Origin of the sequence: Microbispora sp. H10836 (assembly GCF_012999525.1) — a bacterium.
In the GTDB taxonomy this organism is placed as follows: domain Bacteria; phylum Actinomycetota; class Actinomycetes; order Streptosporangiales; family Streptosporangiaceae; genus Microbispora.
Genome location: NZ_JABBWU010000009.1, coordinates 184752 through 206106, shown reverse-complemented (window position 1 = coordinate 206106; position 21355 = coordinate 184752). Strand labels below are relative to the sequence as shown.

Below are 21355 nucleotides of genomic sequence, written 5' to 3'. Positions count from 1 at the left end.
AGCATGTTCGACACCGACGCGCTTGTGCTGCTCGACGTCGTGGCCCGTACGGGGTCGTTCACGGCCGCCGCGGTGCAGCTCAACTACACCCAGTCGGCGGTCTCCCGGCGCATCGCGTCCCTGGAGGCCCAGGCGGGCGGCCCGCTGTTCGCACGGCTGCCCAGGGGGGTGCGGCTGACGCCCGCGGGCCGGACGCTGCACCGCTACGCCCGCGAGGTGCTGGAGCGGCTCGGCCGGGCGGGGGAGGAGCTCGCCGCCATCCACCAGGGCACCGGCGGGCGGCTGCGGGTCGGCGCGTTCGCCACGGCCAACGCCGTGCTGGTCCCGGCCGCCCTGCGCGAGCTGCGGGCGACCCGCCCGGAGGTGGCGGTCAGCATGGTGGAGGGCCTCAGCACGGCGCTGATGGACGGCCTCGGACGCGCCGAGATCGACATCGCGGTGGTGAGCGACTACCCCTCCGGCCTGGGAGCGGGTCCGGAGGTGGAGGTCACCCCCCTGCTGGAGGACGAGCTGCTCGTCGCCCTCCCCGCCGACCACCCGCTGGCGGGGTGCGAGAAGGTGGACCTGCGCGACCTGCGCGACGAGAGCTGGATCGAGGGCGCCCCTCCCGGCACGGTGACCATGCTCGGCGCCGCCTGCGCCCGGGCCGGTTTCGCGCCCAGGGTCGACCTGCGGATCGGGGAGTGGACCGGCAAGCTCGGCTACGTGGCCGCCGGGCTCGGGGTGACGCTGGTGCCCGCCATGGCCGCGCCCGCCGTACGCAGGGACGTGGCGCTGCGGTCGCTCGGCGAGTTCGCGCCGCGCCGCACGGTCTACGCGGCCCTGCCGCGCACGGCGCCGCTCCCGGCCGCCCGCGCGCTGCTCGGCCTGCTGTCCCGATCCGTCCCCGGCTGACCTTCCGGCCCCGGCGGGGGAGCGACAATGGACACGTGTACGACGCCTTCGCCCACATCGGGGGCCGCCTGGCCACGGGCCTGAGAGAGGTGACCACCGACCTGGCCGCCCTCGACGGCTCCGGCTGGTGGGCGGTGGTCGTGTCGTACGAGGGAAAGGTGGTCTGCGCGCGGTTCGACCAGGTGCGGCCCGCTCCGCTGCCCCCGTCGCGCGGCCCGTGGCGGGGACCCGCCCGCGACGCCTGGGCCACGTCCCTGGACCGGGAGGGCTACGAGCGGGGCGTCCGGCGGATCAGGGACTACATCGAGCGGGGGGAGGTCTACCAGGCCAACCTCTGCCGTGTCCTGTCCGCGCCGCTGCCCTCCCCGGACGTGGACCCCCTCGCGCTCGCCGTACGGCTGGCCGAGGGCAACCCCGCGCCGTACGCGGCGGTGGTCGGCGTGCCCGGGCTGACCGTCGTGTCGGCCTCGCCGGAGCTGTACCTGTCCAGAAGCGGCGAGGTGGTCGAGTCCCGGCCGATCAAGGGCACCGGCGTGACGGCGGACGATCTCCTCGACAAGGACTACGCCGAGAACCTCATGATCGTCGACCTCGTTCGCAACGACCTCGGCCGCGTGGCGGAGGTAGGCTCGGTGACCGTGCCCTCGCTGTTCGCGGTCGAGGAGCATCCCGGGCTCGTGCACCTGGTGTCCACGGTGCGGGCACGGCTCGCCGGCGGCGCCGGCTGGCCGGAGCTCTTCGCCGCCACCTTCCCCCCGGGTTCGGTGACCGGAGCGCCGAAGTCGTCGGCGCTGCGGATCATCAACGAGCTCGAACCAGAGCCCCGGGGGCCGTACTGTGGGGCCGTGGGCTGGGTCGACGCCGACCGGCGCGAGGGGGCGCTGGCGGTCGGCATCCGCACCTTCTGGATCGAGCACGACACGATCCGGTTCGGTACGGGAGCGGGCATCACCTGGGGGTCCGACCCCCGGAGGGAATGGCACGAGACCGAGCTCAAGGCCGCCAGGCTCATCGGCCTCGCGTCCGGGGACGGCCCGCGACATCGGTAACGAACGGAGCAGGAGATGTCTGTACCCATCTGGGTGAACGGGGAGCTGTACGAGCCCGACAGGGCCGTGGTCTCGGTGTACGACCACGGGCTCATGGTCGGCGACGGCGTGTTCGAGACGGTCAAGGCGGTGAACGGGGAGTCCTTCGCGCTGACCCGCCACCTCGACCGGCTGGCGCTGTCGGCCAAGCGGATGGACCTGCCCGAGCCCGACCTCGCCGCGATCGCCGACGGGGTGGGCCGCTGCCTGGCGGCCGCGCCGAAGTGGCCGCTGGCGCGCGTCAGGATCACCTACACCAGCGGCCCCGGCCCGCTCGGCTCCGACCGGGGGTCGGCCGGCACGAACGCGATCGTCATCGTGGGCGAGCAGGCGCCGTTCCCCGCCACCGCCGACGTCGTCGTGGTGCCCTGGCCGCGCAACGAGCGCGGCGCGCTGGCCGGCGTCAAGAGCACCTCCTACGGCGACAACGCCAAGGCCCTGGCGTACGCCAAGGAGCGCGGCGGCGCCGAGGCGATCTTCGAGAACCTGGCCGGGCACCTGTGCGAAGGCACGGGGAGCAACATCTTCATCGTCACCGGCGGGCGCCTGATCACCCCGACGCTCGCCTCCGGCTGCCTGGCCGGCGTCACCCGCGCGCTCACCCTCGAATGGTGCGGCGGCGATGAGGCCGACGTGCCGATCTCGGCGCTGTACGAGGCCGAGGAGGCCTTCCTCACCTCCACGACCCGTGACATCCAGCCGATCAGGGCCGTGGACGGGAAGGCGCTGCCCCAGGCGCCCGGGCCGGTCACGCTGGAGGCCATGAAGGTCTTCGCCGAGCGTTCGGCGGCCGACGTCGACCCGTGATCCTCAGTAGGAGCGCTGGCTCTGGGCGTTGAGCTCCTTCATGCGTACGGCCTTGGCGGGATCGGTGCGGGGGTCGTCCACGCGCAGCACGTCGAGTCCCTTGGTGATGTCGCTGGAGTAGATGTAGCCGTTGTAGTAGTAGGCCGACCAGGAGCCGCCGAGGTGGAGCTCCGGCGCCAGCGGCCCGCGCTCGAAGTAGGCGATCTCCTGCGGGTGGGCGGAGTCGGTGAAGTCCCAGACCGAGACTCCGCCCATGTACCACCCCTGGACCATCACGTCGCGGCCCGGGACGGGCACCAGCGCGCCGTTGTGGGCCACGCAGTTCTCCTCGGCGTCCTGGGCCCGGGGAATCTTGAAGTAGCCCTGCCGCACGAGCCTGCGCTCCGGCGTCAGCGTGTAGATCGCGTCCGCGCCCTTGGTCGCGCTCACCGAGGGCAGGCAGGTGGCGGCCACCCCGCCGCCCATCTCGTCGCTGAAGACGACCTTGGTGCCCTCGTTGTTGAACGTGGCCGAGTGCCAGATGGAGAAGTTCTCCTCGTCGCGCACGGTCTGCAGCAGCTTCGGGCGCACCGGGTCGGAGATGTCGAGCAGGACGCCGTCGCCGAAGCAGGCGCCGGCGGCCAGGTCCTTCTCGGGGTAGACGGTGATGTCGTGGCAGCCGCCCAGGCCGTCCTCGCCCGCCGCCCTGCCCGCGAACAGCTCGGGCTTGGCCACGACCCGTGCCTTGCCGGGGTCGCCGACGGGAACCTCCACGATCGAGATGTTCTGGTGGGGCGGTCCGCAGTTCGTCGTGTCCGGCTCCGGGCCGGGGGAGGACACGTACAGGTAGACCGTCCCGGCGTCCTTCCCCGGCACGACCGCGTGCGTGTGGGAGCCGCACTCCGTGCGTACGGACTTCAGATAGCGCGGGTGGGCCTTGTCGGAGACGTCGAAGACGCGGATGCCCTCCCACGCGCCCGCGGCCGCCGGGTCCCCGGCCTCGCTCGCACAGGTGTCGTCCGTACGGGGCTCGTCGACGGACAGGAACAGCAGGTCGCCGGAGACCGAGATGTCGTTCTGCCCGCCGGGGCACTCCACCCGCGCGACGGCCTTCGGGTGCTCGGGGTCGCCGATGTCGTGCACCGTGAAGCCCCCGTAGTTGCCCACGAACGCGTAACGGCCCTGGAAGGCCATGTCGGTGCCCCAGTCGTCCGGGCCGTCGAACGGTGCCGCCAGAGGGACGTTGGCGACCACCTTCATGTTGGGGCTGTGCCTGATCTGGTCCTGGGCCGGAATGCCCTCCGCGGCGGCCGTCGGCGACGGCGCGGGCTCGGCGGGGGCACATGCCGGGGCCAGGAGGACAACCGTCGCCACCAGCGCGGCCTTCAGCCTCGGTCTGCTCACATCGCCCCCATGTCCGCGGATCATCGCCCACTATGGAAGTTATGTCGAGCCCGCGGCCGGTGCGGACCGGTTTGGTAACGGTTGTGCTGGCAGTTGCGCCCGCGCTGGCCGCCTGCTCGTCCGGCGCCGCTCCACCGGCGCGCGCCGACGCCCCGGTGATCGTGCCCGGCGCCCCCGGGCAGTCCGGTTCCCCTACGGCCCGTTCAGCCGCGCGGACAGGGCCGGTGGCCGCGGACGTCCGGTTCGCCGAGGCGATGATCCCGCATCACCGGCAGGCGCTGGAGATGTCAGGGCTGGCCGCGGCGCGTACTGATGATCCGCTGGTGACCGCGGTGGCGAACCGCGTGATGGACGGGCAACGCCCGGAGATCGCGGTGATGGAGTCGTGGCTGCGAGGGGTGGGCCGTACGCCGCCGTCCGGCCACGACCACGGCACGAGTGATCTCGGGAGGGGCGGCTACGGCATGGCCGGTGAGGAGGAGCTCAGCCGGCTGCGCACGGCGCGGGGGCACGGCTTCGACAGGCTCTTTCTGGCGCTGATGATCCGGCACCACGAGGGCGCGGTGAGCATGGCGGCGGAGGAGCTGCGCCGGGGACGGGACCGCACCATGCGGACGATGGCCCAGGACGTCGTCTCCGGCCAGCAGATCGAGATCGCGCGTATGAGAGGGATCCAGCGGAAGCTGGGCTGATCCCTAGGAACTCCAGAGCATGTTGGTGAGCTCCTCGTCCAGGTCCATGAAGTCGGTCTCACGGCCGGCGGAGACGAGCTCGTAGGTCCGGTGCAGGAACTCGGTGAGAGGGGCCAGCGGCACCTCGAACAGGGCCTGGCCGAAGGGTGAGGTGAGGCTGATGTTGAGCGTGCGCTCGCCGTCCGACCGGGCCGGCCACACCTGGACGTCGCCGTCCCCGACGCGCCGCACGATGCCGACGGTCAGCAGCTCACGGGCGAAGATCCACTCGACCGGTTCGTCATTCCCCACGTGGAAGGCCATCCGGATGGCGTACGGATCCTCGGCCGTGTAACTCAGGCCGGCGAGCAAGGGGACGGTCGTACGGTCGGGGACCACAAGCCGAAGGCCTAGCTCGGCAGAGACGGTGGTGCTGTTCATCGTCAGCCAAACCTTTTCGTCGTCGGGTCCCCTGTCAGGGGCTTTCACTGCGTCTTCACTGTCCGGTCGGGCCTCGCCGGGCTCTCGCGCTACGAGACGAACGAAGAGACCCGTAGGAAAGATTCCGCCTCCAGGCCCTTCTGTAACGCACATCACAGCTTGACATTCGGTCATCTACCAGCTCAAACATCACCAACAGGCTTGTCCTTACCTCTGCTTTGCGTGTCGGCGGGGCCGCGTCGGCGATGCCATTGCGGGCGAATGATCTCAGGTCGTGCGTATAGGTCGAGCATGGAGCATCACGATGCTATGACACCACACCCCCACGCCGGGGACGGTCTGGCGAACCTTTCGAAGGTGTTGACGAAGGCGGGACGATCGAGCCGACCGGGCCGTGCTTTCGCCATCACCCCCTCGGGTGCGGTATGGTTTTCCCCGTCGGCGCCGCGAGGCGCAGACGATCCCGGGCGATTAGCTCAGCGGGAGAGCGCTTCGTTCACACCGAAGAGGTCACTGGTTCGATCCCAGTATCGCCCACACGATCAAGGCCCGTCGGAAATCACCACTCCAACGGGCCTTTTCGCTGTTCAAAGCTTTGGCTCTAGCTCGGGTCCTCCTCGCCGTGGAGATCAGCGGCGGGGCGGATTGTCTGGTTTCTGGGGCAGGAGTCAGCGAAAAGTCAGCGAAGACCGCCCGAGCCCTGCCGTAGCGGTCGCGCGAGGAGTGCGTGTAACGGTTGAGCGTCGTGGACATCTGCTCGTGCCCGAGGAGGCGCGCCACGTCGTTCACGGGGACGCCGTCGGAGACGAGCCACGTGGCGTAGCAGTGGCGCAGATCGTGGAACCTCAGCCCCTCGGCCGCGTGCTTGGCGACGTGCATCACGGCCTCCCGGTGGGTCGGGAACTCCTGGCGGTGCTCCAGGCCCTCCTTGTCCTGCCAGACGCCGAGGAAGACACCCGGCCCGGCCTCCACGACCTTGCCCAGCAGTCCGGCCCGGACGAGCGATGGGCGCCAGTCCCGAGACCGGAAGAGCGTGCGGCGGAGAGGGCCGCCCGCCGCGTTGGTGAACACCTCTCCGACCGGTCCGGCTGGGTAGCGCTCACGGTGCGCGGCGAGCAGCTCGACGACGAAGGGCGGAAGGGGGACTTCCCGCCGTCCGGCCTTGGACTTGGGGTAAGGCTTGTGCGTCACCGTGCCCGCTACCTCGACGGCCACCCGCTCCACTCGTACGGTTCCGGCGTCGAGGTCGACGGCATCCCAGCGCAGGCCCACGCACTCACCCCAGCGGAGGCCGGTGCCGGCGGCCAGGCCGACGAGCGCCCGGTAGCGTCCAGGGACGTGGGGGAGCAGCACGGCCAGGTCCTCACGGCTGATGATCCGATCGTCGCCCGCCTTGCGCCGCCGCTTGGGCAGCCGTACACCCTCGCACGGGTTGGCACCGACGATCCGGTCACGAACGGCCGACTTGAGCACGGTCGACAGCAGCCGGTGGCACTCGGCCACGGTCGCGGGGGCGAGGCGCTTGCTCAGGTCGCTGACCCACGTCTGCACCGCGCTGTGGTCGATGCGCCCGAGGGGGACGTCCCGCCAGCGCGGCAGCACATGGGTCCGCATTATCGAGTCGTCGCGGGCCACGGTGGTGATCTCGTGGTTGCGCGACAGCATCCACTTGGTCACGTACGGCCCGAACTTGGTCTTGCCCGCGTGGGGGTCGACGTAGGTGCCGCGGTTGAGCGAGCTGCTGATCTCGGCGAGGAAGGCGGTGCCCTCCTTCTTCGTGGCGAAGGTCTTGGACCGCTGGCGGTCGGTGTGGTCGCGCCAGTTGGCCCGGTAGGTGCCCGCCTTGGTCTTCACGATGTGCCCCATGTCAGCGGCGCCCTTCCTCGGTCAGGCCGTCCAGCCAGGCGTGGAACCGCCGCTTCGGGGTGATCCACCGGCCGCCCATCCGCAGGGCCGGGATCGTGCCCTCCCGGACGAGGGTGTAGGCGCTGCCCCGCGACAGCGACAGGAGCCGTGCGACCTCCGGCACCGTGTAGACGGCCCGGTCGTCCTCGGCGGCCTGGGCGGCAGGAGCGTCCTGCCGGGGAGCGAGCGAGATCACGTTGTTCATGACGAGTTACCTCCTGCTGTGTCGTCAGTGAGCTGCATGGCGAGCGCCGCCTCGCCGGGAGTGAAGCCTTGGCCGGCATAGGCCCAGGAGCCGACGACGAGGGTGCTGCCGGGGTCGTAGGGCAGCCGGGCGAAGGTCATGCGCAGGCGGAAGTCGGCCCGGGCCTGGCGCAGCCGGGTGAGGGTGGTCGAGTAGGTGCGGCTCTTGGTGGAGAAGTGGCCGCGGAAGCCGCGCATGTGCGCCCAGTCCCGCAGCCGCAGCCCCGTGAGCACCGGGTACGTGTCGGGGTCACCGAGGTCCCAAGCGGTGCGGATGAGCCGGGCCGCGTGCTCGGAGACGCCCTGCTTGTGGAGCGTGGGCAGGTCGTGTGGCTTGACCCGCCGGTCGAGGGTGCCGGAGGTCTCCGCCGCCTTGGTGGCGTACTTGGCGACGTAGGCCGCCACGGCACGCTCGGACAGGTGCTGTCCGTCGTGGAGGTCGCCGGGGTCGATGGGCCGTATGTCGATCTGCTCGCCCCATACGAGATGCCGGGTCGGCTGGCCGAGGTCAGGAGCATCAAGCCGCCGCCCGTGCCGGGCGGCGGTGGCGCGGCGCGTCCGGACGCGGCCGGGCGTGCGACCTCTTCGGGCCGGTCCCGTCCGCGCCGACGCCAGTCGCGCCCGATCCCAGGCAGACGCATGACGCCCGCAGGAAACGGGACCACCAGGACGAGCACGAGGCAGACCGCCGCGACCAGACGGACGCGCCGCAGTTGGCCGAGGTCCTTCTTTGCCTCCGGCGGGGGATCTCCGGCCCCGAGGTGATCACGGCGCTCAAACCGAGGTCCGTAGGTGGCTGGGGAGCCTGATCGCCTCGCCCGCCATCGACCCAGGCAAGCCCAGCAGACCGGCTCCTCCGGCTCAAGGCCGGCCGTGACCCATGGCATCCGATGATCGAGGAACCGCGACCAGGTTGATGTACACGCAAGGCCGGCCTTGCCCCTCCGTCCCCGGCCCGCTGCCGCTCCGCGGTGGGTCGACGGCGTACGAGGTGATCAGTGCAGGGGATGCGTGCGGGGCCGCACAGGGCACATCGAGGGCACATGCCCGTGAAAACCGGCCGAGACCGATGAAAAGCGCTGCAAGCACGAAAGCCGCCCTCACCCGCTCAACGAGAGTGAGCGCTGGTCAGAGCGGAGCCGTGCGCGTTACATCAACAAGCGCGGCCTCTACCGAGACCCGGCGTACTGACCGGCCCCCACGTCTGCCGCGATTTGGACGGCGGACAAGCGCAACCTCCCTGAAAGCCGATTGCAAGAGGCCCGTCCCAAACTGCCCTCGCCGGTGAACGCGGCGAATGCGGGTTTCTCAGGAGAGGTGTATCCCATGGCCATCAAGTCTTCCAGTGGACGCACGATCGCTGCTTTGACCGTCGGTGTGCTCGCGGGGTCCCTCTTCGCGGCGGGCGGCATCGCCGCCGCGTCCTCGGACTCCGATGTCATCCACGCTTGCGTCAAGAACAGGTCGGGCGACGTACGCATCGTCGCCGAGACGACCACGTGCAGGGCTGGCGAACGCCAGCTTTCGTGGAACGAGAACCTCTCGCAGGGACCGGCCGACTCGGTCAAGGCGAGCGTCAAGACTGCGGACTTCAACTTCCCCGGCTCGGGGAACAAGTTCGTCTACTGCCCCGACGGGAAGACCGCGACGGGTGGAGGATTCTTCTTCGACGAGCTTGGGGAGAACGGCCGGGAGATCATCGCGAGTGTTCCTTTCGTGGCCAAGGAGGGCACGCCGACGGGCTGGCTGGTCGTCGCCAGGAAGGCCAGGGGCAAGGTCTACGTGATCTGTGTCTGATGTCGCTCGGCAGGGCTCGGGACCGCAGGAGCCCAGGGCGCAGGCCGCGGCACGACGTTGGTCCAGACGAGCACGGGCCGGGAGCCGAGGACGTCGACCAGCGCGCTGAGCACCGGCCCGGCCGCCGTCGGCGCCCTCGGTGTTGTGGCGAGTCGAGCGGTCGCCGCGCGCGGAGGGAAGGCCGGGCCGATGGCGCAGGAGTCAGCGAAAAGTCAGTGAACAGTCTGATCGCGGACCGTCTCACGGCGTACCAGTAGAGACCGCACGCGAAATGAGCGACACGGAACGGCAGTCGCAGAATCGCAGGCGGAAGCGCAACCCGCGTTCGCACCGAAGAGGTCACTGATTCGATCCCAGTATCGCCCACCACGTTAGCGCAGGTCAGGAGCCGGATCCCGAGATCAGGGGCCCGGCTTTTTGATCGTCTGACCCCGATCTGACCTCGGATGAGCCGTCACTGCCCGTCCCAGACCGACGAGCGGCCCTGCGCGAGTATCTGGTCGCCCGGATCACTCCCGACGCCGCGCAGCGCCATCAGGCCGCCGGCTAAGCGACCGCCGTCGCACACACCACCCTCGTGAGCATCGGCGGTGTGCGGTCCAACCACACCCGTCAGGTGGCCGCGGTCGCGGCACGGCTCGGGCTGAAGCCGTTTTGGTGCAGGAGAGCTGGGTCGACTGGCCGGACGCCGTCAACTACAAGGTGGGCAACATCCTGCTGTCGCGCGTCATGGGCGCCGAAGTCCGGCTGGTGCAGGCGGAGTTCGGCATCGGGTTCGAGGACAGCTGGAACCGGGCGATCGACCACGTCCGCGCCGCCGGCGGCACGCCGTACGCCATCCCCGCCGGTGCCTCCGACCATCCGCTCGGCGGCCTGGGATTCGCCAACTGGGCCTACGAGGTGGAGCAGCAGGAACGCGAGGTCGAGTGTTCTTCGACACCGTCGTGGTGTGCAGCGTCACCGGCAGCCCCCAGGGCGGGATGATCGCCGGTTGCGCCGGCCAGGACCGCCCGCGCAGGATGCTGGGCATCGACGCCTCCGCCGACGCGGCGGCCTGGCCGGGCCGATCGGCCTCGTCCGTAATGGCGACATCCCCAAGGGCTCCAAAGTGCTGTACGCCCACCTCGGCGGCCAGCCTGCTCATAGCGCAGCCGATCGGCGCGGCCGATGGTCGGGGCATCGCGCTGGGATCACTGCGGGGCGCGGCGGGATAGGTCGCTGATCTGGGCCTGGGTCAGCTCGACGGCCTCGCGTAGCGAGGCCACGTACGCCGAGACGCCGGAGCGATCGAACCGGACCGAGGGAACGGCGACGGTGAAGGCGGCGACGGCCTTGCCCGCCGGGTCGCGGATGGCCACGCCGACGCCGCTCACTCCCTGCTCGGTTTCCTCGTTGTTCATGCCGTAGCCGCGCCTGCGGACGGTCATGAGCTGGGTCTTCAGCGCGGCCAGCGTGGCGATCCTGGCGGTGGGCCAAGGCGGTAGGCCGCCCCTGTGCAGCATCTCCAGGTCGGTGTTGCTCAACTCGGCAAGCAGGGCCTTGCCCCCGGCCGAGCAGTACGCGGGCATCAGGTCGCCGACCCGCACGCCGACCCGGAGCGGGGCGTCGCACTCGATTCCGTCGATGAACTTGATGCTCCATCGTTGCAGCACCATGAGCTGGACGGTCTCGCCGACGGCGGCGTGCAGGTGGTCGAGCCCGGCCCGGGCCGTCGCCCTGAGCTCGCTCGTGCTCAGGGCGGTGTCGTGCTGCTGACTGATCGCCGGGCCCGCGCGGTACCGGCGTTCCCGGTCCTGTACGGCGAAGCCGCGGTAGATCAGCGCGCCGAGCAGCCGGTGCGCGGTGGAGGGTGCGACGGCGAGGCGTTCCGCCGCGGCCTTGACGGTCAGCAGTTCGCCGTGACGCAGCATCTCGACCAGGCGTAGCGCCCGGTCGACCGATTCCAGCGGCGACCCCGACTCGAGGGTTTCCATCGCTCCCTCTACGCTGTGAGCCGAAGCAGCCGGATCGCGTTGTCCTTCATGATTAGCGACCGTACCTCGTCCTTGATCTCCAGCTTGCCGAAATCGGACAGCCACCGGTCCGGGCTGAGCAGCGGATAGTCGGAGCCGAACAGCACCTTGTGCTTGAGCAGCGAGTTCGCCTGCCGGACGAGCTGCGGCGGGAAGTACTTGGGCGACCAGCCACTGAGGTCGATGTAGACGTTCGGCTTGTGCGTGGCGATCGAGATCTGCGCGTCCACCCAGGGCACGGCCGGGTGGGCCATGACGATGTCCAGGCCGGGGAAGTCGGCCGCGACGTCGTCGATCAGCATCGGGTCGGCGTACCGCAGCTTGATGCCCCGGCCGCCGGGGAGCCCGCTGCCGATGCCGGTCTGGCCGGTGTGGAACAGCGCGACCACCCCCAGCTCCTCCAGCGCCGCGTACAGCGGGTAGAACTCGGTGGAGTTCGGCTCGAACGCCTGCATGCTGGGATGGAACTTGAAGCCGCGCACGCCGTACTCCTCGACCAGGCGGCGGGCCTGGGCGACGGCGGCCGAGCCGCGGCGCGGGTCCACGGACCCGAACGGGATGAGCACGTCGGCGTGCTCCGCGGCCTGTTCGGCGATCTCCTCGCTGGATAGCGCCGGGTGGTTCATCCCGGTTGAGGCGTCCACGGTGAAGACGACGGCGGCCATGTTCCGCTCGCGGTAGTAGGAGGCCAGCTCGTCGATGGTCGGCGTGCGGTTGTCGCCGGACTTGAAGTACTTCGCGGAGGCGGCGAGCAGTTCGTCGTCGAGCGCGAAGTGCCGGTGGTCGCGGTCGGCCTCGATGTGGGTGTGCACGTCGATGGCCACGACGCCGGCGACGTCGATGGCGGGTTCGTAGCGGGTGGTCATGCTTCTCCCTGCGGGTGAGTGCGGTGCCGGGCGAGGTCGGCGAAGGCGGTGAGCGTGTCGGGGTCGGCGACCGCGTCCATGTTGACCACGGCCTGAGGCGCCTCGCCGCGCAGGATCCGCTTCACCGGGAGTTCCAGCTTCTTGCCGGTCCGGGTGTACGGGACCTTCGCCAGCCGAAGGATCCGGTCCGGGACGTGCCGGGGCGAGAGCCCGGTGCGGATCGTCCGGACGATCGTGTCCCGCAGCGTTTCGTCGAGCGGCCCGCCGGCGGAGGGGACGACGAACAGCAGCAGCTCACCGGTGCCGCCCTCCGGGTCTTCCAGGTGGACGACGAGGCTGTCCGCGACGCCGTCGATCTCCTCCACCGCCCGGTAGAACTCGGCGGTGCCGAGGCGTACGCCGCCGCGGTTGAGCGTGGCGTCGGATCGGCCGGTGATCACGCTGCTGCCCAGCTCGCTGAACCTGATCCAGTCGCCGTGCCGCCACACCCCGGGGTAGGTGCCGAAGTACGCGTCGCGGTAGCGGCTGCCGTCCCGGTCGCCCCAGAAGCCGACCGGCATGGACGGCATCGGCGAGGTGATCACCAGCTCGCCCAGCTCGCCGACCACGACGTCGCCCTTCTCGTCGTACGCCTTGGCGTCCACGCCGAGGCTGGGGCCGGACATCTCGCCGAGCCAGACCGGCTGCTCGGGGCTGCCCTGCACGATGCCGGTGCACACGTCGGTGCCACCGCTGCCCACGTTGAGCAGCACGTCGTCGCCGAACTGCTCGTGGATCCACCGGTAGCCCTCCGCGGCCAGCGGGCTGCCGACCGCGCCGATCTGCCGGATGCTGGACAGGTCGAAGTCGCGGCCCGGGTTGAGCCCGGCCTTGCGGCACGCCATCAGGTACGGCGGGCTGATGCCCATCAGCGTCGTCCGGGTGTGCTCCGCGAGCCGCCACTGGAAGTTCAGGTCCGGATATGTCGGATCGCCGTCGATCAGGACGACCGAGCTGCGGGTCAGTAGCGCGGAGACCAGCATGTTCCACACCATCCACGCTGTGGTGGAGAACCACAGCAGCCGGTCGCCAGGCTGGAGATCCCACTGGAGCGCGTGGTTCTTCAGGTGCTCCAGCAGCACGCCGCCGTGCCCGTGCACGATCGGCTTGGGCCTGCCGGTCGTCCCGGAGGTGAACAGCACACACAGCGGGTGGTCGAACGGCACCGGCTCGAACGCGGGCTCGCCCGGCGCGTCGCCCGGATCGCCGAGCAGCTCCGCCCAGGACAGCGTCCCCGGCAGGTCCTGTGTGCCGTTCGGCACGTGCACGACGTGCTTGAGCGTCGGCAGCCCGGCCCTGATCTCCTCCACAGCCGCCCTGCGGTCGATGTGCTTGGCGCCGTAGGTGTATTCGGAGACGGTGAGCAGCACAGTCGGCTCGATCTGCTCGAACCTGTCCACGATGCCGGCTGGGCCGAACTCTGGAGAGCAACTCGCCCACACCGCGCCGAGACCGGCGGTGGCCAGGAACGCCACCATGGTCTCCGGGATGTTCGGCAGGTAGGCCACGACCCGGTCGCCCCGGCCTACACCCAGCCGGCGCAGGCCCGCCTGGGCCCTGGCCACCTGGGCGCGCAGGTCGCCGAATGTCAGCTCCATGGGCGGCCGGTTCTGCGAGTGGGCCACGATCGCGACCGTGTCCGCGTCCTCCGGCAGGCCGAACGCGTGCTCCGCGTAGTTGAGCGTGGCCCCGGGGAACCATTCGGCACCGGGCATCTCCCTGCGGCCGAGCACCTTCTCGTACGGTGTGTGCGCCCGGACCCCGAAGTAGTCCCAGATCGACGCCCAGAACCCTTCGAGGTCGGTGACCGACCAGCGCCACAGCTCGTCCCACCCGGAGAACCGCAGCCCGCGCTCGGTCTCCAGCCAGCGCAGGTAGCGCTGCACGCCCGACTCGCGGGAGGAGTCGTACGGTGGGGACGTCAGCGGTTCGAGACCCGCGGCGGCGGAGCGGGCGGCCAGGTCCACCGTCGGGTCAGCCATGACGGTGACCTCCGTGCCCGTGACCGTCGCCCGCCCCGGCGGGCGTCCGGGCTCCCGCTCCGATCGAACCGACGATCCACGACATCAGGCCCGTGCCCGCGTCGAACGCCGGGGCGCGTTTGACCGAGCTCCACACGGTCTCCGGGCGGCACTGGAGCAGCACCAGGTTGGCGTCCTGCGGCAGGTCCTCGTCGATGGCGAACTCGATGTCCTGCGGCCTGCCCTGGAGCTGTTCGAGCTTGCGGCCGAGCGCGGCCAGGGCAAGCACCTCGTGGTCCTCCAGGCAGAGCCGTTCCCTGCGGTCCTCCGGTACCGGCACCGGCCGGTCGCCCCTGCGGTACTCCACCCGCTTGTCGCCCAGGACACGCTGGTCCAGGCTGAGCCCCACCTTGTTGACCACGTACCGGTCAGGGGTGACCTCGCCGCCGACGACGGACAAGCCGAGGCCCCAGCTCGATTCGAGGACGATCCTGGACCGGTCGCCGGTGATCGGGTCGAGCGTGAACATGACGCCCGCCGACCTGGCCCGGACGGTCTTCTGCACCACGACCGCCATCTCGACGGTCCGCAGGTCGATGCCGCGCTCCACCGCGTACGACAACACCCGGCCGGTGAAGACGCTCAGATAGCAGCGGTGCACGTGGGCCAGCACGTCCTCAGCGCCGACCACGTCCACCCAGGTCTCGAACTCCCCGGCGAAGCTGTCGCCGCCGGAGTCCTCGGCGGTGGCGCTGGAACGGACGGCCACCGGGACATCGCCCCCGCCGATCCGCGCGTTCAGCTCGGCGTACGCGCGGCGCACCTCGTCGGCGACCCGCGCAGGCAGCGGCGCCCGGCTCAGCCGCTCGGTCAGCGCCCGCTCCGCCGCGTCGTACGTGGACCGGTCGTCCGGATCCACCTGGCCGAGGATGCGCCGGACGTCATCACGCAGCCCGTTCTCGTCCAGGAAGTCGCGGTAGGCGGCGGCGGTCACCGTGAAACCGGGTGCGACCGGCAGCCCGGCGGCGGTCATCTCGGCCAGGCCGAGCGCCTTGCCGCCGACCTCGCGCACGTCGCGGCACGCCTCGGAGTCGAACGGAACCGTGTAGACCGTCATTCGCCCGCCTCGGTCAGGATCGTCACGACACCGGTTTCGCCGTCCACCCGGACCCGCTGACCGGTCTTCAGCCTCGCCGTGGCGAAGCCGGTGCCCACCACGGCGGGCAGGCCGTACTCACGGCAGACGATGGCGGCATGGCTCATCATGCCGCCGATGTCGGTGACCACGCCGACCGCGACGGAGAACGCCGCCGCCCAGGACGGCGCGGTGATCGGCGCGACCAGGATCTCGCCGGGCTGCAGCAGCCCGAGGTCGTTCTCGGTGCGCAGCACCCGCACCACGCCCTCGACCGTGCCGGGGCCGCCGGGGATGCCGGTGAGCCGGGCGTCGCCGCCGCTCGCCGCGCCTAGCCACTCCTGCACCCGCTCCGTGGTGACGCCGTAGTTCATGACGGCGAACGGGTCGGTCACCTGCTCGGGCGGGATGCCGTAGGCGGGGGGCGCCACCTGGCTTTGCAGGGCGGCCATGATGCCGCGGCGGCGGTCGATCTCGGCCTGCCAGCGCTTGGAGCCACGGGCCGGGACGCCGATCGCCCAGGACTCGACGACGTCGAACAGGACGGTGTCCAGCTCGAAGCGGTTCAGGTAGAACACGTCGTCACGCTCCCGGGTGAACCCGGCCGACACCAGCAGGCCGCCCAGCTCCCAGGCCTTCTCCCAGAAGACCGCGTGCGCCCAGTGCTCGACGTAGATGTTGTGCTCCTCGATGTACGGGAACACCGTCCGGGCCAGGTTGAGCAGCTCGTCGAACTGGCGGGCCTCCTCCTCGGTGAGCAGCGCGCGATACTCGGCGACCAGCCGGTCCCGCTCCTCGCGCAGCCTGGCCACCGGGCGGCTGATGTCCTCACCGGCCTGGAGCTTCGCGACGTAACGCGCGATTCCGGTGAGCGGAATGGACAGGTTGCCCGCCCAGGTGTCCTGGTCGTGGGTGAAGCCGTACTCGGCGAAGTAGTTGAACCAGGGGTCCTTGGCCTTCTCGAACGCCTTCAGCCAGACCTGGCCGTTCTCGGTCTCGGCCAGCGCGTCCAGCAGCGCGTCGGCGGCCGACGTGGCGGTGAACCCGGCGAACCGGTCGGCCAGGTCCAGCTCACCGGCCAGCACGGCCAGTCGGCGTAGCTCGTCGTCCGGCCGGAACGCCAGCACGTCCACGCCCGCGACCATCCGGGCCACGTCCTGCTCACTGATCTGCGGGAACGCCTGGCGGCAGAACTGGAAGAACGTGATGTAACCGCCGTAGCCGAGGTTGAGGAACTCGAAGTGGTACTGCCAGACCAGGAAGAACTCGTCGATCAGGCGGTGGTAGTTCTCGATCAAGTCCCACGACACCGACCGGCCGCGGGCCTCGGTGACCACCTCGACCGGGTCCAGCTCGGGCAGCGGCGTGAACTTCAGGGTCCGCATGGACTCGATCGCGGCCAGCATCTTCTCTTTCCAGCGGCCGTACAGCTCGTCCCAGTTGGCGTAGTAGTAGCCTGCTCGCTCCTGGAAGAACGAGGCCCGCCGCCCGATCTCCTCCGGGTCGGTCACCGCGATCGGCGAGATGTACACATAGCCGTTGACAACCCGCACGTCCAGGCCGAGCGAGGTCGGCAGCACGAAGATCCGGGTGCTGTTCTGGCCGGCCCCCAGGTAGACCGCCTCGGCGCCGATGCTGTCGAACGGGTGGACCCCGCGCGACCAGTGCATCGTGTCGGCGAACCAGAACCGAGAGTTCTCCTCCTCACGGGTCTCCTCGCTCGGCACCAGGAAGTACGGATACATCGACTCCCAGCCCGCAGCGCCGTCGGGGGCCTGGGCCTCGTTGAAGAAGGGGAACCTGGAGTTATCGTTGGCGGTCATGCCGTGACTCCTTCGGACATGGTGAGGTGAGGGGTGAGGAGCCGGTAAAGCTCCGCGACGTCGGCGTATACCGCGTCCGGTCGTTCTTCCTGTGACACGCCGTCGAGCTGTTCCGGTGTGGTCGCCCCGCTGAGGACGAGAAGGGCGTGCGCTCCCATGTGCCGTGCCAGACGTACCTCGACGAGGGCGTCGCCGACGACGGCGACACGGCCCGGCGGCCGGCCGAGCCGGTGGGCCAGAGTCGCGGCCAGGGCGGGCGAGGGCTTGCCGAGCACCCGGGGCTCGGCGCCGGCCACCCAGCCGATCGCGTTGGCGATCGCCGCGGAGGCGCAGATGGACTTGCCGAGCCCGCCGTGGAACCAGCGGACGTCCACGGTGGTGTAGAGAGGGGCGCCCGCGTCCACCGCGAGGCCGGCCGCGTTCAGTTCGGCCGTCCCGTACGACCGGGCCGCGCCGACCACGACCACGTCGGCCAGGTCGCCCGGGTCGGCCAGCGCGACGCCCAGGCGGCGCAGCGGGTCGCGCAGGCCCTCCTCGCCGACGACGAGCACCCGGGCGCCGGGGTGCTCCCTGGCGATGAAATCGGCGGCAGCGCTGCCCGCGGTGACGAAGTGGTCGTCGGCGATGTCGAAACCGTGCGCGCGCAGGTGCTCGGCGTACGTCCCCGGCGGCTGCTCGGAGGCGTTGGTGCATATCACCACCTCGTGGCCGGCCGCCTTCAGTGCGGACACGAACCGCACGGCGTCCGGCATCGGCGTGCCGCCCGCGCCGCCCGCGTGGGCGGTACGCATCAGGCAGCCGTCCACGTCGAGCACCCAGGCGTCGATCGCGTGCAGCGGGCCGGTCATCGGGCCTCCTCGGGGGCGTTCCTGGTCAGGTCGAGCCGGGTGTCGCCGAGCTGGACGGAGACCGTGGTGAGTCTCGGCCGGTCCTCCACCGACCGCAGCAGGTTCCGGAGCGTGGACGCCGGTGAGGAACCACGCGCCGCGACCATGGCGTCCACCTGCTCGGCGGGCATGACCGCGCGGAGCAGCAGATCCTCGTCGCTGGTGGTCTCGCCGAACCGCTTGCGCAGTTCGGCCAGCGTGATGTCGGAGCTGCCGTCGTCGGCCGGCCGGCTGCCGCGCTTGGTGCTGAGCGCCCGGTCGAGCAGGTCCTGGTTCACCGGGCCGGGCAGCGGACCGAAGTCGCCGCGCAGCAAGTCCACGACCTCGTCGGAGATCTGCCGGTACCGCTCACCGGTGATCACGTTCAGCGTGGCCTGCGTCACGATGTACTGGGCGAACGGCGTCATGACGATCGGCCAGCCCAGGTCCTCCCGGACCCGTACGGACTCCTCGATCACGGCGGGGACCAGCTCGGGGCGGCCCAGCTCGCCGAGCTGGCGCGCCAGGGTGGACTGGACACCGCCCGGGATGGTGTGCCGGTAGTAGTCCTGGTCGTACTCGGCCGGGACTCCGGCGGGCAGCCGCTTGATTTTGGCCTGCCTGGTCAGGTAGGCCGACGCTCGGTCCATCGCGTCGAGGTCCACGTCCAGCCGATGGCCGCGGGCACGCAGGTTGCGGACCAGCCGCTGCGCGGCGGGGTGCGAGTTGCCGTTCGCGAGCGGCGGCAGCGCGCAGTGGATCGTGTCGATCCCGTGGTCGGCGGCGGTCAGTGCGGTCAGCGGGGACAGCCCGGTCGTGCTGTGGCTGTGCAGCTCGTTCAGCCGCAGCCGCGACAGCTTCGACTGGAGCATCGGCACCAGCGTGGACAGCCGCTCGGGGGTGAGCAGCCCGGCCGGGTCCTTGAGGTAGACGTTGTCGATGTCGGGGCAGCCGTCCAGCTCGGCGATCCGCTCGGCATAGTAGACGTCGGTGTGCACCGGGCTGGTCGTGTAGCAGACGCCGCCCACGATCTCCTCGAACCCGGCGCGCCGCGCCATCGCGGCCATCCGCTTGGCGCCGGCCATGTCGTGCATCGGGTCGATGATCCACAGCCTGGTCACCCCGTTGCGTACGAGCAGCCGGAAGGCCAGCTCGAACAGGGCGTCCGGGGTGCGATAGAAGGTGATGAACCGCTTGCCGGTGGTGAGGAAGCCGAGCCTGGTGTTCGGCATGCGGTCGCGGGCGGCGCGCAGCCGTGCCCACGGGTCCTCCTTGTGGAACCGCACGGCGACCGCGAGCACCGTGCTCGATGCGATCTCCACCGCCCGGTAGCCGACCTGGTCGAGCAGGGGCGCTACGCCCTCGACCATCCTGGTCGTCACGCCGACGGCGCCCCAGAGGCTCTGGTTGCCGTCGCGCAGCGATACGTCGATGAGATTGATGTCCGTCATTCACTCGTTCCGATCGCCGAGCAGATCGTTGTACCGGTCGTTCAGCCAGTGCGTGGTCACGGTCCCGGCCAGGAAGTCCCCGTGCCGGGTGATGCTCCGCAGCAGGTCGCGTGACGTGGTGACGCCGCCGATCTCGAAGGCGGCCAATGCGGCGTTCAGCCGGGCCGCTGCGGCGGCCCGGTCGGTGCCCCAGGCGACGAGCTTGCCCATCAGCGCGTCGTAGAAGGGCGGGAAGGCGTAGCCCTCGTAGATGTGCGAGTCGAGTCGCAGGCCGCCGCCAACGGGGGGCCGCCACCGCGTGACCGTCCCGGGGGAGGGCCGCAGCAGGTCGTACGGGTCCTGGGCGGTGATCCTGGCCTCGATCGCGTGCCCGGTGAGCCGCACGTCCTCCTGGCGGACCGAGAGCGGCTCGCCCAGCGCGGCGAGGAGCTGCTCGCGGACCAGATCCACTCCGGTGACGGCCTCGGTGACCGGGTGCTCCACCTGGAGCCGGGGGTTGACCTCCAGGAAGTTCAGCTCGTCGCGGCGCACGTCGTACAGGAACTCGACCGTGCCGAGCCCGACGTAGTCCAGCGCGCGCGCGATGCGCAGCGCGCTGTCGTGCAGCCGCTCCCTGGTGGCCTGCGGCAGCGCCGCGCAGGGCGCCTCCTCGACCATCTTCTGGTAGCGGTACTGCACCGAGCACTCGCGCTCGCCCAGGTGGATCCGGTTGCCGTGCCGGTCGCCGAGGATCTGCACCTCGACGTGCTTGGCGTCGGTGACGTACCGCTCCAGGAAGACCGTGCCGTCGCCAAAGGCGGCCTCGGCCTCGGCGGAGGCCAGCGCCCATGCCTCGGCCAGCCCGGCGTCCGACTCGACCAGCTTCATGCCGCGCCCGCCGCCGCCGTGCGCCGCCTTGATCAGCACGGGGTACCCGATGCGGGCGGCCAGCTCGGCCGCCTCGGCGATGGAGGAGGCGTAGCCGCCGGCGGAGACCGGGACGCCGAGGGACTCGGCCAGTTCGCGGGCCGAGAGCTTGTCGCCGAGCGCTTCGAGCGCCTCGGGGGACGGCCCGACGAAGGTCAGCCCGTTCGCCGCGCACTCCCGGGCGAAGTCCGGCCGCTCGGACAGGAACCCGTACCCGGGGTGGACGGCGGTGCAGCCGGTGGAGACGGCGGTGTGTAGCACGGAGGGGATCGACAGGTAGCTGCCGGTGGCGTGCGGGCCGCCGAGGACGACCACCTGCCCGGCGCGGCGCGCGGCCAGCGTGTCGCGGTCGGCGCTGGAGACGCCGAGCACGGTCTCGAAGCCGAGCCGGTCGCACGCCTCGATGATGCGCAGGGCGATCTCCCCGCGGTTGGCGACGAAGACCCGCTGCCGCGTACGGTCGGCCTGACGGCTCATGCTGCCGGCCTGACGGCGAACAGCGGGCTGCCGTACTCGACGAGTTCGCCGTCTCCGGCGAAGACCTTGGTCACCTCGCCGGAGACCCCGGCGGGCACGGAGTTCATGAGCTTCATGACCTCGACGATGCACAGCACCGAGTCAGGCTCGACCTTGTCGCCGATCTCGACGTACGGGGGCTCGCCGGGCTTGGGGGAGCGGTAGAACGTGCCGAGCAGCGGGGCCGTGATCACGATCTCGCCCTCGTCCGGTTCAGCGGCCGCCTGGGCCGGGGCCTTCAGGGGGGTCTTCGCCGGGTTCTTCAGTGGGGCGGGGGCCGCCGACGCGGGCGCGGCCTGCACCGGAGCGCCCGGCACTGCGGCGGGCGGCGGGACGGTCGGTGCGGCGAGGTCGAGCGGAACGTTCCCGTCACGGCTGACTGTGATGCGAAGGTCGCCCTTCTCAAACCTGAAGTGCCGGAAATCTGCCTTGTCCAGCAGCTCGATGATCGAGGCGAGCTCTTCAAGATCAAAGTCCATCGGTGCCGACTCCATTGCCCGAATTGTCGTCGTAGTTACGGTGAAGTTACGTTTGCTCTCCATCAGGCGCAA

Annotated in this window: 20 protein-coding genes and 1 tRNA gene; 7 read left to right on the top strand and 14 right to left on the bottom strand. The window is 70.6% G+C overall.

Features of this window, described 5'->3' with window-relative positions:
* Positions 1-3 precede the first annotated feature (3 nt).
* Genes HHX30_RS18660 through HHX30_RS18650 form a run of 3 tightly spaced genes read left to right on the top strand, consistent with a single transcriptional unit; the run spans position 4 to position 2789 of the window.
* Entirely contained in the window at positions 4-894 is an 891-nt protein-coding gene (locus HHX30_RS18660) for a LysR family transcriptional regulator (protein WP_169983247.1), read from the top strand.
* A 35-nt stretch (positions 895-929) separates the two neighbouring features.
* The gene (locus HHX30_RS18655; RefSeq protein ID WP_169983246.1) at positions 930-1943 is read left to right on the top strand and encodes a chorismate-binding protein; all 1014 of its coding nucleotides are present in this window, start codon (positions 930-932) and stop codon (positions 1941-1943) included.
* A 15-nt stretch (positions 1944-1958) separates the two neighbouring features.
* The gene (locus HHX30_RS18650; RefSeq protein WP_169983245.1) at positions 1959-2789 is read left to right on the top strand and encodes an aminotransferase class IV; all 831 of its coding nucleotides are present in this window, start codon (positions 1959-1961) and stop codon (positions 2787-2789) included.
* Positions 2790-2792: 3 nt separating this feature from the next.
* On the opposite strand, the gene HHX30_RS18645 is transcribed toward HHX30_RS18650, so the two are convergent.
* Positions 2793-4172, bottom strand: a complete 1380-nt coding sequence (locus HHX30_RS18645) for a hypothetical protein (RefSeq protein ID WP_311922557.1) — start codon at positions 4170-4172, stop codon at positions 2793-2795.
* Positions 4173-4255: 83 nt separating this feature from the next.
* Between HHX30_RS18645 and HHX30_RS18640 the strand changes: the two genes are divergently transcribed.
* Positions 4256-4864 carry a DUF305 domain-containing protein gene (locus HHX30_RS18640; RefSeq protein ID WP_311922555.1) on the top strand — a complete coding sequence of 203 codons (609 nt, stop codon included), beginning with the start codon at positions 4256-4258 and terminating at the stop codon, positions 4862-4864.
* Positions 4865-4867: 3 nt separating this feature from the next.
* On the opposite strand, the gene HHX30_RS18635 is transcribed toward HHX30_RS18640, so the two are convergent.
* Complete coding sequence (locus tag HHX30_RS18635; protein WP_139575157.1) at positions 4868-5284, bottom strand: SsgA family sporulation/cell division regulator; 417 nt, start codon at positions 5282-5284, stop codon at positions 4868-4870.
* 465 nt (positions 5285-5749) lie between these two features.
* On the opposite strand from HHX30_RS18635, the gene HHX30_RS18630 reads away from it, so the two are divergent.
* Positions 5750-5821 (top strand) — tRNA-Val (locus HHX30_RS18630).
* Here the strand turns inward: HHX30_RS18630 and HHX30_RS18625 are convergent.
* Genes HHX30_RS18625 through HHX30_RS18615 form a run of 3 tightly spaced genes read right to left on the bottom strand, consistent with a single transcriptional unit; the run spans position 5795 to position 8047 of the window.
* On the bottom strand, positions 5795-7150 hold the full coding sequence (locus HHX30_RS18625; protein WP_169983242.1) for a site-specific integrase: 1356 nt from the start codon (positions 7148-7150) through the stop codon (positions 5795-5797). The genes HHX30_RS18630 and HHX30_RS18625 overlap by 27 nt on opposite strands.
* Before the next feature lies 1 nt (position 7151).
* The gene (locus tag HHX30_RS18620) at positions 7152-7394 is read right to left on the bottom strand and encodes a helix-turn-helix domain-containing protein (protein ID WP_169983241.1); all 243 of its coding nucleotides are present in this window, start codon (positions 7392-7394) and stop codon (positions 7152-7154) included.
* Complete coding sequence (locus HHX30_RS18615; protein WP_311922602.1) at positions 7391-8047, bottom strand: replication initiator; 657 nt, start codon at positions 8045-8047, stop codon at positions 7391-7393. Before HHX30_RS18615 ends, HHX30_RS18620 begins: the two co-directional genes overlap by 4 nt.
* Positions 8048-8716: 669 nt before the next feature.
* Here HHX30_RS18615 and HHX30_RS18610 point away from each other — a divergent pair.
* Together HHX30_RS18610 and HHX30_RS40700 are read left to right on the top strand one after the other, a co-directional pair.
* Positions 8717-9229, top strand: a complete 513-nt coding sequence (locus tag HHX30_RS18610) for a hypothetical protein (protein WP_169983239.1) — start codon at positions 8717-8719, stop codon at positions 9227-9229.
* A gap of 657 nt (positions 9230-9886) precedes the next feature.
* Positions 9887-10213 (top strand): hypothetical protein, encoded by a 327-nt coding sequence (locus HHX30_RS40700; RefSeq protein ID WP_211592185.1) that lies wholly within the window; start codon positions 9887-9889, stop codon positions 10211-10213.
* 206 nt (positions 10214-10419) lie between these two features.
* On the opposite strand, the gene HHX30_RS18600 is transcribed toward HHX30_RS40700, so the two are convergent.
* From HHX30_RS18600 to accB, 9 genes are read right to left on the bottom strand one after another with little or no spacing between them, the layout of a single operon-like run.
* A complete protein-coding gene (locus tag HHX30_RS18600; RefSeq protein WP_169983238.1) occupies positions 10420-11202 on the bottom strand; it encodes an IclR family transcriptional regulator in 783 nt (260 codons plus the stop codon).
* An 8-nt stretch (positions 11203-11210) separates the two neighbouring features.
* A complete protein-coding gene (locus HHX30_RS18595; RefSeq protein WP_169983237.1) occupies positions 11211-12107 on the bottom strand; it encodes an amidohydrolase family protein in 897 nt (298 codons plus the stop codon).
* On the bottom strand, positions 12104-14128 hold the full coding sequence (locus HHX30_RS18590) for an acetoacetate--CoA ligase (RefSeq protein ID WP_169983236.1): 2025 nt from the start codon (positions 14126-14128) through the stop codon (positions 12104-12106). Before HHX30_RS18590 ends, HHX30_RS18595 begins: the two co-directional genes overlap by 4 nt.
* The gene (locus HHX30_RS18585) at positions 14121-15224 is read right to left on the bottom strand and encodes a PEP/pyruvate-binding domain-containing protein (RefSeq protein ID WP_169983235.1); all 1104 of its coding nucleotides are present in this window, start codon (positions 15222-15224) and stop codon (positions 14121-14123) included. The genes HHX30_RS18590 and HHX30_RS18585 overlap by 8 nt, the downstream gene beginning before the upstream one ends.
* Positions 15221-17065 carry a PEP-utilizing enzyme gene (locus HHX30_RS18580; protein WP_169983234.1) on the bottom strand — a complete coding sequence of 615 codons (1845 nt, stop codon included), beginning with the start codon at positions 17063-17065 and terminating at the stop codon, positions 15221-15223. Before HHX30_RS18580 ends, HHX30_RS18585 begins: the two co-directional genes overlap by 4 nt.
* Positions 17062-17913 (bottom strand): HAD-IIA family hydrolase, encoded by an 852-nt coding sequence (locus tag HHX30_RS18575; protein ID WP_169983233.1) that lies wholly within the window; start codon positions 17911-17913, stop codon positions 17062-17064. The genes HHX30_RS18580 and HHX30_RS18575 overlap by 4 nt, the downstream gene beginning before the upstream one ends.
* The gene (locus HHX30_RS18570) at positions 17910-19382 is read right to left on the bottom strand and encodes a pyruvate/oxaloacetate carboxyltransferase (RefSeq protein ID WP_169983232.1); all 1473 of its coding nucleotides are present in this window, start codon (positions 19380-19382) and stop codon (positions 17910-17912) included. Before HHX30_RS18570 ends, HHX30_RS18575 begins: the two co-directional genes overlap by 4 nt.
* A complete protein-coding gene (locus tag HHX30_RS18565; RefSeq protein ID WP_169983231.1) occupies positions 19383-20765 on the bottom strand; it encodes an acetyl/propionyl/methylcrotonyl-CoA carboxylase subunit alpha in 1383 nt (460 codons plus the stop codon).
* Positions 20762-21283: an acetyl-CoA carboxylase biotin carboxyl carrier protein gene (gene accB / locus HHX30_RS18560; RefSeq protein WP_169983230.1), complete on the bottom strand. Its 522-nt coding sequence runs from the start codon at positions 21281-21283 to the stop codon at positions 20762-20764. Before accB ends, HHX30_RS18565 begins: the two co-directional genes overlap by 4 nt.
* Positions 21284-21355: the final 72 nt, after the last annotated feature.